16 protein-coding genes are annotated in these 14,971 nt (G+C 70.7%); 10 read left to right on the forward strand and 6 right to left on the reverse strand.

Annotation, left to right across the window (positions count from 1 at the left end; all coding sequences use genetic code 11):
- Positions 1–39 precede the first annotated feature (39 nt).
- From CVO96_RS01475 to CVO96_RS01505, 7 genes are all read left to right on the forward strand, one after another.
- Positions 40–903, forward strand: coding sequence for a cell division protein FtsX (locus tag CVO96_RS01475; RefSeq protein ID WP_207795270.1), 864 nt, complete (start codon positions 40–42; stop codon positions 901–903).
- A complete protein-coding gene (locus tag CVO96_RS01480) occupies positions 900–2,345 on the forward strand; it encodes a murein hydrolase activator EnvC family protein (protein ID WP_103309528.1) in 1,446 nt (481 codons plus the stop codon). The genes CVO96_RS01475 and CVO96_RS01480 overlap by 4 nt, the downstream gene beginning before the upstream one ends.
- Positions 2,346–2,489: 144 nt before the next feature.
- Positions 2,490–2,738: a 30S ribosomal protein S16 gene (gene rpsP, locus CVO96_RS01485; protein WP_103309531.1), complete on the forward strand. Its 249-nt coding sequence runs from the start codon at positions 2,490–2,492 to the stop codon at positions 2,736–2,738.
- A 123-nt stretch (positions 2,739–2,861) separates the two neighbouring features.
- Complete coding sequence (locus tag CVO96_RS01490) at positions 2,862–3,101, forward strand: KH domain-containing protein (protein WP_103309533.1); 240 nt, start codon at positions 2,862–2,864, stop codon at positions 3,099–3,101.
- 19 nt (positions 3,102–3,120) lie between these two features.
- Positions 3,121–3,699 carry a ribosome maturation factor RimM gene (gene rimM, locus CVO96_RS01495; protein WP_103309535.1) on the forward strand — a complete coding sequence of 193 codons (579 nt, stop codon included), beginning with the start codon at positions 3,121–3,123 and terminating at the stop codon, positions 3,697–3,699.
- A 9-nt stretch (positions 3,700–3,708) separates the two neighbouring features.
- Positions 3,709–4,515, forward strand: a complete 807-nt coding sequence (trmD, locus tag CVO96_RS01500) for a tRNA (guanosine(37)-N1)-methyltransferase TrmD (RefSeq protein WP_103309537.1) — start codon at positions 3,709–3,711, stop codon at positions 4,513–4,515.
- Between the two features lie 59 nt (positions 4,516–4,574).
- Positions 4,575–5,186 carry an LON peptidase substrate-binding domain-containing protein gene (locus CVO96_RS01505; protein WP_243398115.1) on the forward strand — a complete coding sequence of 204 codons (612 nt, stop codon included), beginning with the start codon at positions 4,575–4,577 and terminating at the stop codon, positions 5,184–5,186.
- A gap of 305 nt (positions 5,187–5,491) precedes the next feature.
- Here CVO96_RS01505 and CVO96_RS01510 read toward each other — a convergent pair whose 3' ends face one another.
- On the reverse strand, positions 5,492–6,352 hold the full coding sequence (locus CVO96_RS01510; RefSeq protein WP_103309542.1) for a sulfurtransferase: 861 nt from the start codon (positions 6,350–6,352) through the stop codon (positions 5,492–5,494).
- Positions 6,353–6,470: 118 nt separating this feature from the next.
- Between CVO96_RS01510 and CVO96_RS01515 the strand changes: the two genes are divergently transcribed.
- A complete protein-coding gene (locus tag CVO96_RS01515; protein ID WP_103309544.1) occupies positions 6,471–6,926 on the forward strand; it encodes a SufE family protein in 456 nt (151 codons plus the stop codon).
- Between the two features lie 58 nt (positions 6,927–6,984).
- Here CVO96_RS01515 and rdgB read toward each other — a convergent pair whose 3' ends face one another.
- From rdgB to CVO96_RS01540, 5 genes are all read right to left on the reverse strand, one after another.
- Positions 6,985–7,584, reverse strand: coding sequence for an RdgB/HAM1 family non-canonical purine NTP pyrophosphatase (rdgB, locus tag CVO96_RS01520; RefSeq protein WP_103309546.1), 600 nt, complete (start codon positions 7,582–7,584; stop codon positions 6,985–6,987).
- A gap of 78 nt (positions 7,585–7,662) precedes the next feature.
- A complete protein-coding gene (locus CVO96_RS01525) occupies positions 7,663–9,081 on the reverse strand; it encodes a D-alanyl-D-alanine carboxypeptidase/D-alanyl-D-alanine-endopeptidase (RefSeq protein ID WP_103309549.1) in 1,419 nt (472 codons plus the stop codon).
- A gap of 247 nt (positions 9,082–9,328) precedes the next feature.
- Complete coding sequence (locus CVO96_RS01530; protein ID WP_103309552.1) at positions 9,329–10,333, reverse strand: 4Fe-4S dicluster domain-containing protein; 1,005 nt, start codon at positions 10,331–10,333, stop codon at positions 9,329–9,331.
- Between the two features lie 117 nt (positions 10,334–10,450).
- On the reverse strand, positions 10,451–10,894 hold the full coding sequence (locus CVO96_RS01535; RefSeq protein ID WP_103309554.1) for a YbaN family protein: 444 nt from the start codon (positions 10,892–10,894) through the stop codon (positions 10,451–10,453).
- Between the two features lie 258 nt (positions 10,895–11,152).
- On the reverse strand, positions 11,153–12,364 hold the full coding sequence (locus CVO96_RS01540; RefSeq protein ID WP_103309556.1) for an XdhC family protein: 1,212 nt from the start codon (positions 12,362–12,364) through the stop codon (positions 11,153–11,155).
- 335 nt (positions 12,365–12,699) lie between these two features.
- On the opposite strand from CVO96_RS01540, the gene CVO96_RS01545 reads away from it, so the two are divergent.
- Together CVO96_RS01545 and CVO96_RS01550 are read left to right on the forward strand one after the other, a co-directional pair.
- The gene (locus CVO96_RS01545; protein WP_103309558.1) at positions 12,700–13,677 is read left to right on the forward strand and encodes a LacI family DNA-binding transcriptional regulator; all 978 of its coding nucleotides are present in this window, start codon (positions 12,700–12,702) and stop codon (positions 13,675–13,677) included.
- Complete coding sequence (locus CVO96_RS01550; RefSeq protein WP_103309560.1) at positions 13,674–14,897, forward strand: ABC transporter substrate-binding protein; 1,224 nt, start codon at positions 13,674–13,676, stop codon at positions 14,895–14,897. The genes CVO96_RS01545 and CVO96_RS01550 overlap by 4 nt, the downstream gene beginning before the upstream one ends.
- The last annotated feature ends 74 nt before the right edge of the window (positions 14,898–14,971 follow it).

Consider the following 14,971-nt stretch of genomic DNA (forward strand, 5'->3'; position numbering starts at 1 on the left):
CCATCTGCCTTCTGCCTTCTGCGGCGCCGGGGGCGCCCTGTGACCTACCATCTGCGCGAGGCCCTGCTCGCCATGCGGGGGAACTTCACGGCCACGCTGGCGACCCTGACCACCATGACCCTGACCCTGCTGATGCTGGGCTTCGTGCTGCTGCTCACGCTGAACGTGAACCGCACGCTGGAGCAGCTGGAGTCTCAGGTCGAGGTCGCGGCCTTCCTGAGCGCGGATGCCGACGACGCGGGCCTGCTGAAATACGTGCAGGCGCTGCCGCAGGTGAGCGAGGCCACTCTGGTGACCAGCGATCAGGTCTTGCGGGAGATGACCCAGGACTCGCCCTACACCCGCGACGCGGCGGCGCTGGTGGGCAACCCCTTCCCCGACACCCTGCGGATGCGCGTGGCGCGGGTCGGGGACTCGCGCACGGTGGCGGCGGCCGTGAAGGGCCTGCCCGGCGTGGAGGACGTGGAGTACGGCGCCGGTTACGTCGATCCCACGGTGAAGACCCTGACCGCCGTGCGCGGCGTGGGCTACGCGCTGGTGGGACTGCTGCTGCTGGGCACCCTGTTCAACATCCTGAACGCGGTGCGGGTCGCCATGTACTCGCGGCGCAGCGAGATCAGCGTGATGCGGCTGCTGGGCGCGACCCGCTCCTTTATCCGCATGCCCCACGTGATCGAGGGCCTGCTGGTGGGCGTGGTCGCGGCCGTGATCGCGCTGGCCCTGCTGACCCCCACCTACCTGGAACTGGTGCGGCGGGTGCATGAGCTGGCCCCGGTCTTCCCGGTGGTCACGGACCGCCAGACGCTGCTGCCGGTGCTGGGCGGCGTGGGGCTGCTGGGCGTGCTGATCGGCCTGCTGGGCAGTATCTTCGCCACCCGGCGCTACCTGCAGGAGCTGGAATGACCGGAGCCGGGGGGAGGGCGCGGCGGCTGGCCACCGGCTGGCTGCTGATCACCCTGCTGACGGTGGCCGCCGCGCAGACCACCAGCGAGCGGCTGCAGCAGCTCCAGCGCGACCTGCAGGAGCAGAAGCAGCTCAGCACCCAGCAGGCGCAGCAGCTGAGCCGCCTGCGCGAGAACATCCAGAACCTCAGCGCGCAGCAAAAGCAGACGCTGGCCCGGCTGGAAACGCTGGCGGCCGGCGTGGGACAGGTGGAACAGGAGGTCGTGACCCTGACCACCCGCGTGTCGCTGGCCGAGCGGGTGCTGGCCGACACCACCTCGCGCCTGAACGTCACGCAGACCCGGGTGGATCGGCTGCGCGGCGACGTGCGGGAGATCCTGAACACCCAGTACCGCGACCGCTCCGGGCGCTACCTGCAGCTGCTCTCGCAGTCGCGCAGCCTTTCGGATCTGCTGATCCGCGTGAAGTACGCCAACCTGGCCGGGCAGTACAACGTCCAGATCATCGAGACCCTGCGCCTGGAGGTGCAGAATCTGGCGAGCCAGCAGGCCCTCCAGGCCAGTCAGGCCAGGAGCCTGAAGGAGTCCCAGGCCCAGCGCGCCGCCGCCCTGGCCCGGCTGCGCGAGAGGAGGCAGCAGCAGGCCGCCCTGCTGGCCCAGCTGCGCCGCAGCGAACAGGGCCAGCGCACCCTGGCGGCCCAGCAGCAGGCCGAGCGCGCCCTCACGGTGAACACCATCGACCAGCTGGTCGGGCAGGTCGTGGCCGAGCGTGCCCGCCTGGAGGCCGAACGCCAGCGCCGACTGGCCGAGGAACGCCGCCGCCGCGAGGAGGAGCAGCGCCGCCTGCGCGAGGCCCAGGAACGCGCCCGGCTGGAGGCCCTCCGGCTGGCCCGGCTGCGCGCCCAGCAGGAGCGGCAGCGGCAGCTGGCCGTGCAGCGTGAGACTGCGGCCCGTCAGGCGGCCCAGGAGGCCGCGCAGCGCGAGCGCGAACAGCAGGTGCAGCGCGAGCAGGAAGCCCTGCGTGCCCGGCAGCAGCAGGTACAGGCCGAGCAGGATCAGGCCGATGTCCAGCTCGCCCCCCTGCCGCCCCTGAGCGGCCCGCTGGGCTTCCCGCTGCCGGGGGGCCGGGTGAGTGCGCCTTACGGCACGAACGGCGCCCCGTGGGTGATCCTGCAGGGCAACGAATCGTCCCAGGCGGTCGCCGCGCTGCCGGGCAACGTCTGGACGGTCAGTCTGTATGCCTCGCTGGGCTACGTGGTGCTGGTGGATCACGGCGGTTCCGTCACCGCCTACATGGGCCTGCGCGACCCGCTGGTCAGTGTGGGTGACCGGGTGTCGCGCGGCACGCCGCTGGGCACGGTGGGGGGCAGTCAGATCTTCGGGCCGCTGAACATGGCCTTTCAGCTCCGGCGCGGCTCGGAGATCGTGGCCCCGGGGTTCTGAGAGCCCTCCTCCCGCTTGCACCCCTCCCCCCGGCCCTGATACTCTTCTGCGGTGCGCGCCCCGGTTGGCTGCTGACGGGCGCATACTCCCCGCGACCTAGGCGGGAGCCCCACCCTCAGACCCACCCACACCGAGGTTCTTCTAATGGTCAAAATCCGCCTGTCCCGTTTCGGTTCCACCCATAACCCCCACTACCGCATCGTCGTGGCCGACGCCCGCCGTCCCCGCGATGGTGGCTACATCGAGAACCTGGGTCACTACGACCCCCGCAAGACCACCGAGACCTACCTCAAGGTCAACGCCGAGCGCGCGGCCCACTGGATCGCGCAGGGCGCCCAGCCCACCGCGACCGCCAAGCGGCTGCTCAAGAGCCAGGGCGTCAAGGTCGCCTGAGCGCTTCCGCCCGAAATCTGGGGCTCCTCCGGGAGCCTTTTTTCATGGGGCTTTTCCGTGGCCACCGTCCCCGGCGCGGAGCGACCCCGACATGCGCCCGGCCCCTGACCCTAGAATGCGGGCATGAAAAGCGATCCCGTCGAACTCACCCTGTTCCTGGCCCAGAGCGTGGTCGATCAACCGCCGCTGGTGCGGGTCTCCCGCCGGGGGCCGACGGTCATCGTGCGGGTGGCGCCCGGCGAGGAAGGGCGCCTGATCGGCCGGCAGGGCCGCGTGATCCAGGCCATCCGCACGCTGGTGCGCGCCGCGAGCGATCCGCGCGAGCGCGTGAACGTGGATCTGGACGCCCCCCGCAAAGCGTGAGCGGCGCAGGACATAGGCCGTGACGAGTCCGGAGGAGCGCACCCGGCTGGGGCATCTGCTGGGGCCGCACGGCGTTCAGGGCGCGGTCAAGGTCTACGTGCTGGGCGACCCCGGCCAGTTCCGCGGGCTGCCCCGGGTCTTCGTGGAGGGTCGGGGCTGGCTGCGCGTGGTCAAGGCCGATCCCCTGGCGCCCGGCGTGGCCCTCTCGCTGGCCGGCATCAGCACCCGCGAGGCGGCCGAGGAACTGCGCGGCCTGCCGGTCTACGCCGCCGACGCCGAGCTGCCGCCCCCCGAGGACGGCGTGTACTACTACCACGAACTGCGCGGCCTGCAGCTGCTGGATGAAGCGGGCAGCGTGCTGGGCGAGGTCACCGACGTGCAGGAGGCCGGGCGCCAGGATCTGCTGGTCGTCCGGCACCCGGAGGGCGAGTCCTTCGTGCCCCTCCAGGCCCCCTACGTGCTGGTCGACCTGAACCCGAAACGCCGCCCGGCCTCGCTGACCCTGCGCGCCGACGCTCCCGAGGGCCTGCTGGGTGACGCCGGAGGGGACGCGGCCGACGGCACTGCGACAAACGACACGGCGAAGGACGACGCCTGAGCCCGCCCGATGCTGACCTTTTCCTTCCTGACCCTCTTTCCTGAACTGCTGGCCCCCTTCGCAGCCGAGGCCATCGTGGGCAAGGCGCGGGAGCGTGGGCTGATCGACGTGCGCCTGGTGAACATGCGCGACTTTTCGGGCAACAAGCACCTGAAGGTCGACGACGCCCCCTACGGTGGGGGTGCGGGCATGGTGATCCGGGTCGACGTGGCCGAGCGCGCCCTGGCGAGCCTGCCCCCGGCGGACGAGGTGATCCTGCTCACGCCCGCCGGAGCGCCTTTCACTCAGGCCGTGGCCGAGGAACTGGCCACCCGCAGCCACCTGGCGTTCCTGTGCGGCCGCTACGAGGGCTTCGACGCCCGCGTGGAGGGCCTGGTCACGCGCGAGCTGAGCATCGGCGACTTCGTGATGATGGGCGGGGAGGCGGCGGCGGCCTGCGTGCTGGAGGCGGTCGCCCGGCTCGTTCCCGGCGTGATCGGCGACCCGGATTCGCACCGGGCCGACTCCTTCAGTTCGGGGCTGCTGGACTACCCCGAATACACCCGCCCGCCCGAGTGGCGCGGTCTGGGCGTGCCCGAGGTGCTGCGCGGCGGGAACCACGCGGCCGTGGCGGCGTGGCGACGTGCCCAGGCCCTGGAGCGCACCCGGCAGCGGCGGCCCGACCTGCTGGCCAGCGCGGCCCTGAGCCCCCAGGACAGCACCGTGCTGAGCGCTCTGGGCGCCACGACACAGGAGCTGCAGGCGTGGAACGCCCCCCCAGCGCCAGTGCCCAGGCGTCCACGCCGGAAAAAGCCCCAGGAGACACGGAAAGAGTAAGCCTGAAGGGCATTGTTCTGTACCTTTTACGCAAGTCCCCGGAGGTGAAGAAGCCCACCATGACACACAGGATGGCCCTGCCCCTCTTCCCCCTCCCCAACCTCGTGCTGTTTCCCGCCGTGGCGCTTCCCCTCTACGTGTTCGAGGAACGCTACCGCGCCCTGCTGCGTGACGTTCAGTCCAGCGGCGAGCCCTTCGGGATCGTGCGCGTGCTGGCGGCGTCACAGACCTCTGACCGGCCCTTTCAGGAGCGGGTGTCGCGCGTGGGCACCCTGGCCCACCTGCATCAGGCCCAGCTGCACGACGACGGCACCAGCACCATCGTGGTGGTCGGCGGCGAGCGCTTCGAGGTCGAAGAATTCCATACCGATCACCCCTACCTCAGCGCCGACGTGCGGCTGTGGCCTCTGGAGCGCGATCCGCTGGGCGAGGAAGCGGCCCAGGCCAGCGCCCGGCACCTCCTGTCCTCGGTGCTGCGGCTGCGCCCCGAAGACGCCCAGGAGCTAAGGCAGGCCGCCCCGGACGACCCCCTGCTGCTGGCGAGTTTTGCCGCCAACGTGCTCCCCCTGGACGGCGCCCAGCGTGAAGAGGTGCTGCGCGCTCCGACCCTGCTCGACCGCCTGGAACTGCTGCTCGGCATGGTGCCCAGCAGCGCGAAACTGATGAACTGAGCAGGGCGGAGGTGTCCCGGCGAACGTGATGCGGAGATCGTCGGCTTCCGCCTTTCTGGAGACGGGGACGTCCGGCCCTGTAACTTCAGGTCTGGATGACTCGGATCAGCCGTTCCCGACCGTCCATATGACCGTCGGCAGATGGCCTCAGCCAGACTCCAGAACCCGACGCATCCTCGACGACCAACCTAAGCCCCGGCACCTTGAAGCCGTGGATCAGCCATCTCCGCAGAGCGCTGGATCTTGGGACAAAAGAGGAGGACGGAGCCCGGAAGCCCCGTCCCACTCGGCGGATCTGAGGTATTTCAGTCTTCGCTGTAGCTCTTCTCGATGGGCATGCCCACGGCGTTGCCCCACTCCGTCCAGGAGCCGTCGTAGTTGCGGACGTTCGGGTAGCCCAGCAGTTCGCGCAGCACGAACCAGCTGTGGCTGCTGCGCTCCGCGATCCGGCAGTACGCGATGACGTCCTTGTCGGGCGTGACGCCCTCGCCGCCGTACAGGGCGCTCAGTTCGTCGGCCGACTTGAAGGTGCCGTCCTCGTTGGTGGCCCGCGCCCAGGGGATCGAGCGGGCGCCGGGGATGTGCCCGCCGCGCAGCACGCCTTCCTGCGGGTAGCTGGGCATGTGGGTGACCTTGCCGCTGAATTCGTCGGGGCTGCGGACGTCCACCAGGGCGCCCTGGCCGGCCTGGACGCTCTGCAGGTGGGCCCTGACCTCGTCGCGGTAGGCGCGCAGGGACTCGTCGCGGGTCAGCGCGGGGTACTGGGTGGGGGCGTGGCTGGGGGCGTCGGTGGTGGTCGGGCGGCCCTCGGCGAGCCACTTCTGGCGGCCACCGTTCATCAGCTTGAGGTTCTTCACGCCGCTGTATGACAGGAACCAGTAGGCGTAGGCGGCCCACCAGTTGCTCTTGTCGCCGTACAGCACGATGGTATCGGTGTCCCTGATCCCCAGCCGGCCCAGCAGGGCGCTGACCTGATCGGGGCCGATGAAGTCGCGCTCGACCGGGTGCCAGAAGTCCTGCTGCCAGTCGATTTTCACGGCGCCGGGGGCGTGGCCGGTGTCGTAGAGCAGGATATCCTCGTCGACCTCGATCAGGCGGATGCCGGGCGTGTTCAGGTTCTGCTCCACCCAGTCGGTATTCACGAGCACGTCTTTTGCGTAGTCCATAGGTGATGCCTCCTCAAGAAGATGAGCCGATTGTACCCGGAACGCCAACTAATTGACAAAAGAACTCAACTGGACAGGCGGCACCTTCCGTGCGCGCGGCCGGGGGTAGATTGGCGCCATGACGGACGCCGCCCCCCTGCCCGAAAAACTTCAGTACATCGTGACCCTGTTCAAGAGCGCGCCCAAGACGCTGCGACTGCAGGCCCTGCTGGAGTACAGCAAGAAGTTGCCGCCCCTGCCGGAGAAGTACGTGGAGCACCCGGAATTCATGCAGCCGGTGCCCGAATGCACCAGCCCCTTCTTCCTGGTCACCGAGCAGGAGGGCGGCGGCGTGAACATGCATTTCAAGGTGCCCGAGGAAGCGCCGACCGTGCGCGGCTACGCGGGCATCCTGCACGAGGCCCTCAGCGGCCAGTCTCCGGAGACGATCCTGAGCGTGCCCGACGACTTCTACCTGAACATGGGCCTCACCGAGCTGATCACGCCGATGCGCCTGCGCGGCATGGGCGCCATCCTGCGCCGGCTCAAGAGCGATGTGCAGGCTCACACCCAGCAGACTCATACCCAGGGCTGAGCACCACTGAACGCGCCGCCTGGACGACTCGTCCAGGCGGCGCTGTTCGTACCGTCCCCTACTCGATGGCGATGATCTGCCGCTCCGGCAGCCCCGACCGGTGGGCCTCCAGCAGGGCCCCCAGGGCCTGACCCCGGTGGCTGATGGCGCGTTTCTCGGCGACCGTCATCTCGGCCAGGGTGCGGGTCTCGCCATCGGGCACGAACAGCGGGTCGTAGCCGAAGCCGTTCTCGCCGCGGGGGCCCTCGAGCAGGGTGCCGCGGAGTTCGCCGCGGTAGCTCTCCAGATGCCCGTCCGGGTACGCCACGATCACCACCGACACGAACTTCGCCCGGCGGTCGGTGGCCGTGCGGAGTTTGTTGAGCAGGTGGACGTTGCGCTCTGTGTCGCTGTTCACCCCACCGAAGCGGGCGCTGTACACGCCGGGCTGGCCGCCCAGTGCCTCGACCTCCAGGCCCGAATCGTCGGCCAGGGCGACCTTCCCGGTACTCAGGGCCACCGCGCAGGCTTTCAGCGCGGCATTGTCCTCGTACGTCATCCCGGTCTCCGGGGGCAGGGTCATCCCGCTCAGGGCCTCCAGTTGCCAGCCCAGCCCGGACAGGGCCTCCTCGATCTCACGCACCTTGCCCGCGTTGCTGGTCGCCACCACCACCGTCATCCCGGCCTTGCCTTCAGTCGTCACGCCCTCAAGTGTAGGGCCTGGGGGCCCAGGGTCGGCCCGGCGGCACGTTTGCCCTCAATGCGCGGCGGCCAGGGCGCGCACCGACTCGTCCTGCACCGCGCGCAGGGTCAGGATCGGCGTGCTCTCGGGGCCGTTCATCAGGATGGCGAAGGCCACGACCCGGCCGCTGCGGGCGGTGACGTAGCCGGCCAGGGCACTCACGCCCGGCAGCGTCCCGGTCTTGGCGCGCACGTCCAGCCCGCTGCCGAGCAGACGCTGGGCCAGGGTGCCGCCGCGTCCGTTGTGGCGGGGCACGTCCTCGCCGGTACCGGCCTGGGGCAGCGCCTCGACGAAGGCGTTGCGCCGCGCCCGGTACAACCCCTCCGGCAGCGGCGGGCCGGCGGGCAGCGCCGCAGCCGGGCCCGCCAGCGGATACGGCAGGTCGTACATGGCCCTCAGCAATCCGGTGATGGCCCGCGGGGTCTGCCGGTTGTGCCGGCTCAGGCCGCTGCCGTCGGCCAGCCGCACGCCGCTCAGATCCACGCCGAGGCGTTCCAGCAGGGCCCGCTCCTCGGCCAGCGCCCCGGCGAGGGTCCCCCGGCCAGTTCCGGCCGGCCGCCGGGCCAGGGTGGCGAGCAGTTCCTCGGCCCGCAGGTTGTCGCTGGGCCGCTCCGTTTCGGCCAGCACGTCCTGTGGCGAAGCGCTGCGGACACTGGCGACGCCCTGTTCGGGCCGGCGGGAGGGCGGCACCAGCGGATCCGGGGGAAGCGGGGTGCCCCGCTCGTCCATGCGGACGGGGGCGACGTAGGGCGCGTGCGGGGTGGCCGACCCCACCACGTCCGAGCGCACCCGGATGCCGCCCAGGCGCAGCTCCGCGATCAGCGCCCGGCCCAGCCGCGCGTGGGCCTCGTCGGCGCTGGCCGGCGGGGCGTCGTGCCAGTCGGAGAGCCTCAGCGCGGTCATGGGCACCCCGATCACGGCCCCGCGCCAGCTTCCGGAGTCCAGCGCGGCGGTGTCGAGCCGCACCTGTCCCACCTCGCGCAGCCCGCGGGCGTGGGCCTGCCGAGCCAGGGCGCGCAGGCTGTAGGTGCCGCCGGACACGCTCAGGGTCGGGTCACCGCTGCCGCGCAGGGTCAGCGCCCTGACCTGCGGGCGGCCCGCCTGCGCGGCGGGCACCGTGAGTTCCGCACTCCACCAGCCGTCCGCGCCGCCCCGTTCGGCCAGGATCGCCGCGCCCGTCACGAGTTTGGTCACGCTGGCCGGAATCAGGGGCCGGTCGGGACTCAGGCTCTCCAGCACCGCGCCCCCCCGCAGATCCACGGCCAGCAGCCCGACCTGGACGCCGGGAGGCAGCGGTTTCAGGGCCGCGCGCAGGCCCGGGCTCAGGGCCGGGTCGCGGTGCAGGGTCAGACTGGAGGGCGGAGCGGGTGCGAGCGCCGGCTGTGCGCCTGAGACGGCAGGCAGCAGCAGGAGCAGGGCCAGGGCTCGGCGCATCGGCCGCCAGCATAGCCCGGCGGCCCTCCAGGGTTTCCGTCCTGACCTGACATGGCTGTTCCAGAACAGCGCTGAACCGGACTATGAACCGCAGGCCGGAAGGCACAGATCGGAACGGGCAGCCGCGCACCCCTTAACCGGAGGCCGCCCGATTCCCGAACGCCTGGGACAGCTCCGGGTGTTCAGCCCTAGCCCGTCAGTCCGCCGCTGCTCCTCCACGTACAGAGATCTAGGCCCGGAACCCCTCTCACATCACCGAGTCGCTCTCGCGCAGCAGGATCGGCACCGAGAAGGCGGCGGGCAGCCAGTCGCGCTGCTCGTGGATGGCCTGCGGCGGGCAGGAGCGCAGGCAGCCCATACAGCCGGTACAGGCACTCAGGTTCAGCAGCAGTTTCACGCCACCGTCGGGCTGCAGGTCGCGGGTGATGGCCTCGGTCGGGCAGACGTTGGCGCACACGGGACAGTCGATACAGGTGTCGTCCACGACCGGAGCCGGCCAGTGCACCGGGGTCTGGGCGGCGGGCGCCGGTTTCAGGCTCAGCCGCCGCCAGCGCCACTCGGCCGGAGTGCGGTCTTCGGGCACCGACCAGTCCACGAAGGGCAACGGCGACTCGGGGATGGCCTGCGCCAGCTGCTGACGCCCGGCCCGGAACAGCGACGTGAAGGCCCCCCGGCGCGACACGCGCACGGCCCGCTCGGTATCGGCCGGGACGGCCGGGCGCACGGTGACCTGGGCCGGCTGCCCGGTCGGCTCCCGCAGGGTCTGGGCGACCTGGGCAACCTCGTGCAGGCGGGCCGGTACCTCGGGCGCCCCGACCGGACAGGCCGCGCAGTCGCCGTGGATCAGCGTGAGCGGGGTGTCCCAGGCGCCGGCGGCCGCCACCAGCGCGGGCGTGACCCGGCCCAGACAGGGCAGCGTGGGGCCACCGGCGCCGCTCTCGCCACAGGTCAGGGTCGCCTCGTCGTCGGAGCCGCCGCGCTGGTCGTGGACGCTCTGCAGGGGGGCGTCCAGGGCATACTCCAGCGCGCCGGTCGGGCAGCTCTGCACGCAGATGCCGCAGCCGGTGCAGCGATCCGGGTTGATCTTCACGCTGTCGCCCAGCGGCCCCAGGTCGATGGCAGCGTGGGGGCAGGCCACCTGACAGGCGTCGCAGCCCCCCACCGCCTGCCGCTCCAGCAGACAGCGCGGCGCCGTGAAGCGCGGCAGGACGCGTCCGGACTCGTCCAGCCTCTCCAGTACGCCCTTCAACATGGCCGGAGTCTAGTGCGCCCGTGGGGGGCACATGTCTCCTGTGGCCCGGGCTCTGTGCTGACGAGGCCCTGTGCTGACGATGCTCTGTGTTGTCCAGGGCTCAGTGCTACCCAGACCTCAGCGCTCAGACCGGCGGGAAGCAGGCAGCTCCGGGCCACGCCGGGTCGGGACGCGCCAGACGATGAACCACACGCCAGCCAGCCCCAGCAGCACCCACGTCGCCTGCCCGGCCAGCACCGGGATGCGCGGCAGGCTCAGACCCACCGCCAGGGCAATGCACAGGCAGGCGATCCATTTGGCCCGCAGCGGCATTCCCCGGCCCGCCCGGTAATCGCGGATCAGCTCGCCCACGACTGGCCGTGAGAGCAGCCAGGCCTCCCAGCGCGGATCGCCGCGTGAGAAGGCTCCCGCCGCCAGGATGAACCAGACCGTGCCGGGAAAGCCGGGCAGGATCAGCCCCAGGACGCCGAGGCCACACAGCACGAAGCCCAGCGCGACCCACAGCGGCCGGGTACGCACACGGGGCGCGGGCGCGGCGGGCTTCCGGGTCGGTTCGGGCATGGGTCAGGCTAGAGCATGGAGGGTGCCGACTTCTGCACCTCAGGCGTGCGGTTCAGGCTCTCCGAGGTCACTCAGGACACCAGGCAGGGATCGACCGGGGCCAGGAGTGTCCGCCAGCGCGGCGCCGGCACGCCTAGAGCATTTGACAATAGAACGGCGTTCTTTTGACCGAGCGGAGCGAGTGAATTGTACCGAGCAGGACGCAGAATGGAGCGGTCGGGAATCTGTTGTCCCGACAGCGTAATTCGGAGAACTGCTTTAGTGGCCGGACGAGGTGGCCGCGAGGGACGGGTCGGCATCCGGAGCGTCGCTAACGCTGACGTGCTGGCCAGGAGCTGTTCCAGGCTGGGAGCCGGGCAGCGGATCGGGTGCGGCGGCGTGGGTCTGGGCGTCGTGGATGCGGCCCGCGTGACCGCTCAGGAACGAGCCGTCGTAGCCGCGTCGCCAGGCCATCAGCTCGGCCAGGATGCTCAGGGCGACCTCCTCGGGCGCCTCGGCCCCCAGCCGCAGCCCGACGGGCGAGCGCAGGCGCTCCAGTTCCCCTGGCGAGAAGGTCACGCCCCCGGCCGCCAGTTCATCCAGCAGCGTCTGGGCGCGGCTGCGCGGCCCGAGCACCCCGACATAGGGAGCGCCCGATGTCAGGGCGTGGTGCAGACACACCCGGTCTCGATCCAGATGGTGGTTCATGATCACCAGATGCCCCCGCGCCGAGGGCGTGAAGCGGCCGAGCTGCTCGGGGCTCAGGTCGTGCAGCGTCGCGCCGGGAAAGCGGCCGGCCGTGAGGTACGCGCTGCGCGGATCGATGACATGTACGTCGTAGCCCAGGGCGTGGGCCTGGGCCGAGAGCGGCATGGCGTCGTGCCCGGCGCCGTACAGCACGAGCTGCGGCGGCGGCGTGCAGACATCGATGAACACCGCCTGACCGGAATCGGCCTGGAGGGTGACGGCGCGGGGCTCGCGCTGGCCCAGGCGCTCGCGGGCGGCCCGAACGGCGAAGGCGTGCAGCGCTGGGGGCGACAGGTGGCCCACGGTCTCCCCCGCCGGGCCGACGAACAGGCTCCCGGAGCCGTCCAGGGGCACCGCCAGCGCGGCCAGCTCCCCCCGCTCCAGGGCCAACAGCCAGGCGGCCGTCACCGGGTTCGCCGGATCGACCCGCTCCACGCGCACATCGACCGAGCCGCCACAGCCGATCCCCAGCCCCCAGGTGGCGTCCTCGGAGAGGTCGTAGTGGGTCACGCTGGGCACGCCGCTGCGGATCACCTCCAGGGCGACCTCGACCACCTCGGCCTCCAGGCAGCCGCCGGAGAGCATACAGACCTGGGCGCCGTCGTCGAGGATCAGCATCCGGGTGCCCTCGCGGCGGTAGGCGCTGCCGTGCACGCCGACCACCGTGGCGATCGCTGCGCGCTGTCCACGGGCCAGGGCGGCGTTCAGGGCAAGCAGCAGCGCTCGGGTCTCGGCAGCGTTCATGGTGCGCTCAATCTAGCGCGGGGGGGGTTGGGAGCAGGGTGGGTTGGCAGAAGGTCGCCGCATGGACACCCGCCCGGCCGCCACCCGACCAGCGCCCGCCCGCCGCACCACGGGGGCAAGAACGGTGATCCTCCGGTGAAGGGCCAGGGCTTGACACCGGCCGCTTTTCGTCTACAGTATGAATGTAACCGCTTACAACAATTCACTGGCCCGCCGGAGGGCCGATACGCTTGGCCGCCCAGACCCACTCCCCGAGTGCATGGGCCAGATTGTAACCGGTTACAACTTTCGGCCCCCGTCCCGCCTCTCGCTGCACAAGGACGTCCACCCAGCCCATGTCGCCCAGCCACCGGCCCACCATCGACGACATCGCCCGCGAGGCGGGGGTCAGCACCGGCACCGTCAGCCGCGTGCTCAACGGTCATTCGACCGTGGCCCAGCGTACCCGCGAGCATGTGTCAGAGGTGATCAGCCGCCTGGGCTACGCTCCCGACCCGGCGGCCCGGCACCTCAGCTGGCGCACCGGGCAGACCCTGGGGGTCTCGCTCGACCGCGACGATCCCATGCTCCACCCGTACCACGTGCTGTTCCGCCGCGCGCTGGAAAGCCACACCGCGCCGCAGGGCGTGCAACTGGTCGACCTGCGTGCCGAGCTGATGCACCTGACCCGGCTGCCCAGCGCCGTGCTGGTCATGCACGCCGTCGATGGAGACCCCCGCCTGAACTTTCTGCGGCGGCAGGGGATTCCGGCCGTACTGATCGGCCATCAAAGCGATCACTTCTGGGTCGCGCCGGACGACGTGGAAGGCGCAGGGCTGGCGACCCGTCAGCTGACGGAGGCGGGCCACCGCCACCTCGCCTACCTGGGCCGTGGCACGTCCCAGGTGGCCCACGACCGGGAACTGGGCTTTCGGCAGGCCGCGCGGGAGGCCGGTGCCCAGTGCACCGCCCTGGACAGTGATTTCACCGTGCTCGGAGGCTACCGGGCCACCCGCCGGGCCTGGGAGGACGGCGTGCGGTTCAGCGGGCTCTTCGCCCAGAGCGACGAGAGCGCGGCCGGCGCCATCGCCGCGCTGCAGGATCTGGGCCTGCGCGTTCCACAGGACGTCTCGGTCGTGGGTTTCGACGGACTGCCCGAACTGCCCACCACCCTCAAGCTCACGACCGTGGCCCAGGACATCCCGCGCATCGCGGCCACGGCCATCTCCCTCGTCCAAGAGGCCATTTCGGGGCTTCCGCCCCGTGGCGAATTCATTCCCGTCGAGCTCATCCCCGGCGCCACCGTCGCGCCGCCCCCTGGAGGGATCTCATGAAAAAAGCACTGCTCCTCAGCCTCGCCGTCCTCGCGTCCAGCGCCGCCGCCCAGACGACCATCAAGATCAACGGGTACGGCGGCACCGACCCCGCCATCGTGGGCGACCTGATCACCAAGTTCGTGAAGCCGGCCCTGGCCAAGGACAAGATCACGGTGGTCTACGAGCCCCTGCAGGGCGACTACAACAAGTCGCTGACCACCCTGCTGGCCGCCGGCAACGCCGGGGACGTGATGTACCTGCCCGCCGAGACGCTCGACGGCTTCGTGGCCACCGGCAAGATCCTGCCGCTCAACGGTCTCGTGAACACCGGCCCCTTCGTCAAGAGCCTGAACACGGCGTTTACCCGCAACGGCCGTATCTACGGGATCGCCAAGGACTTCAACACGCTGACCCTGGTCTACAACAAAGACCTCTTCGACGAGGCCGGCGTGAAGTACCCCGACAACAACGACACCTGGACGACCCTGCAGCAGAAGCTCGTGACCCTCAAGCAGAAGCTGGGCAACGACTACTACGGCATCTGCCTGCAGCCGGGCTGGGACCGCTTCGGGGCCTTCGCCTTCGCCACCGGCTGGAAGCAGTTCGATGCCAAGGGCCAGACCAACCTCTCTGACCCGCGCTTCGTGGAAGCCTTCAACTTCTACACCAGCCTGGCCAAGGACAAGGTCGGCATCCAGCCCAGCGAGGTCAGCGAAGGCTGGACCGGCGGCTGCATGAAGACCGGCAAGGTGGCCGTGGCCATTGAGGGGAACTGGATCACCGGCTTCCTGAAGGACAACGCCCCCAACCTGAAATACGGTACCGCCCTGATGCCCAAGAACCCCAAGACCGGTAAGCGCGGCAACTTCCTGTACACCGTGGGCTGGGCCATCAACTCGGGCACCAAGAACCGGGCCGCCGCCCTCAAGGTGATGAACATCCTGACCTCCCCGCAGGTGCAGCAGTACGTGCTGGAGCAGGGCCTGGCGATCCCCAGCCGCACCGCCCTGCAGAGCAACGCCTACTTCAAGAAGACCGACGCCAGCGCCGTGAACTCCAGGCTGGTCTTCGACGGGGCCGACGACGGCAACGTGGGCGCCTTCACCTTCGGCGCCCAGGGCACCGACTGGGGCAAGCCGATCAACGAGGCCCTGGCCGCCGTGCTGAGCGGCCAGAAGAGCGCCGCCGACGCCCTGAAAAAGGCCCAGGCCGACATGGCCACCTTCCAGAAGCGCTAAGCGCCGCGCGCGGGGGTCGGAGAGGGCCGCGCCACGCGCGCCGCTCCGGCCCCCGGGCCGTTGCCGCCCAGAGG

The sequence above is a fragment of the Deinococcus koreensis genome (genome assembly GCF_002901445.1).
Classification (GTDB): domain Bacteria; phylum Deinococcota; class Deinococci; order Deinococcales; family Deinococcaceae; genus Deinococcus; species Deinococcus koreensis.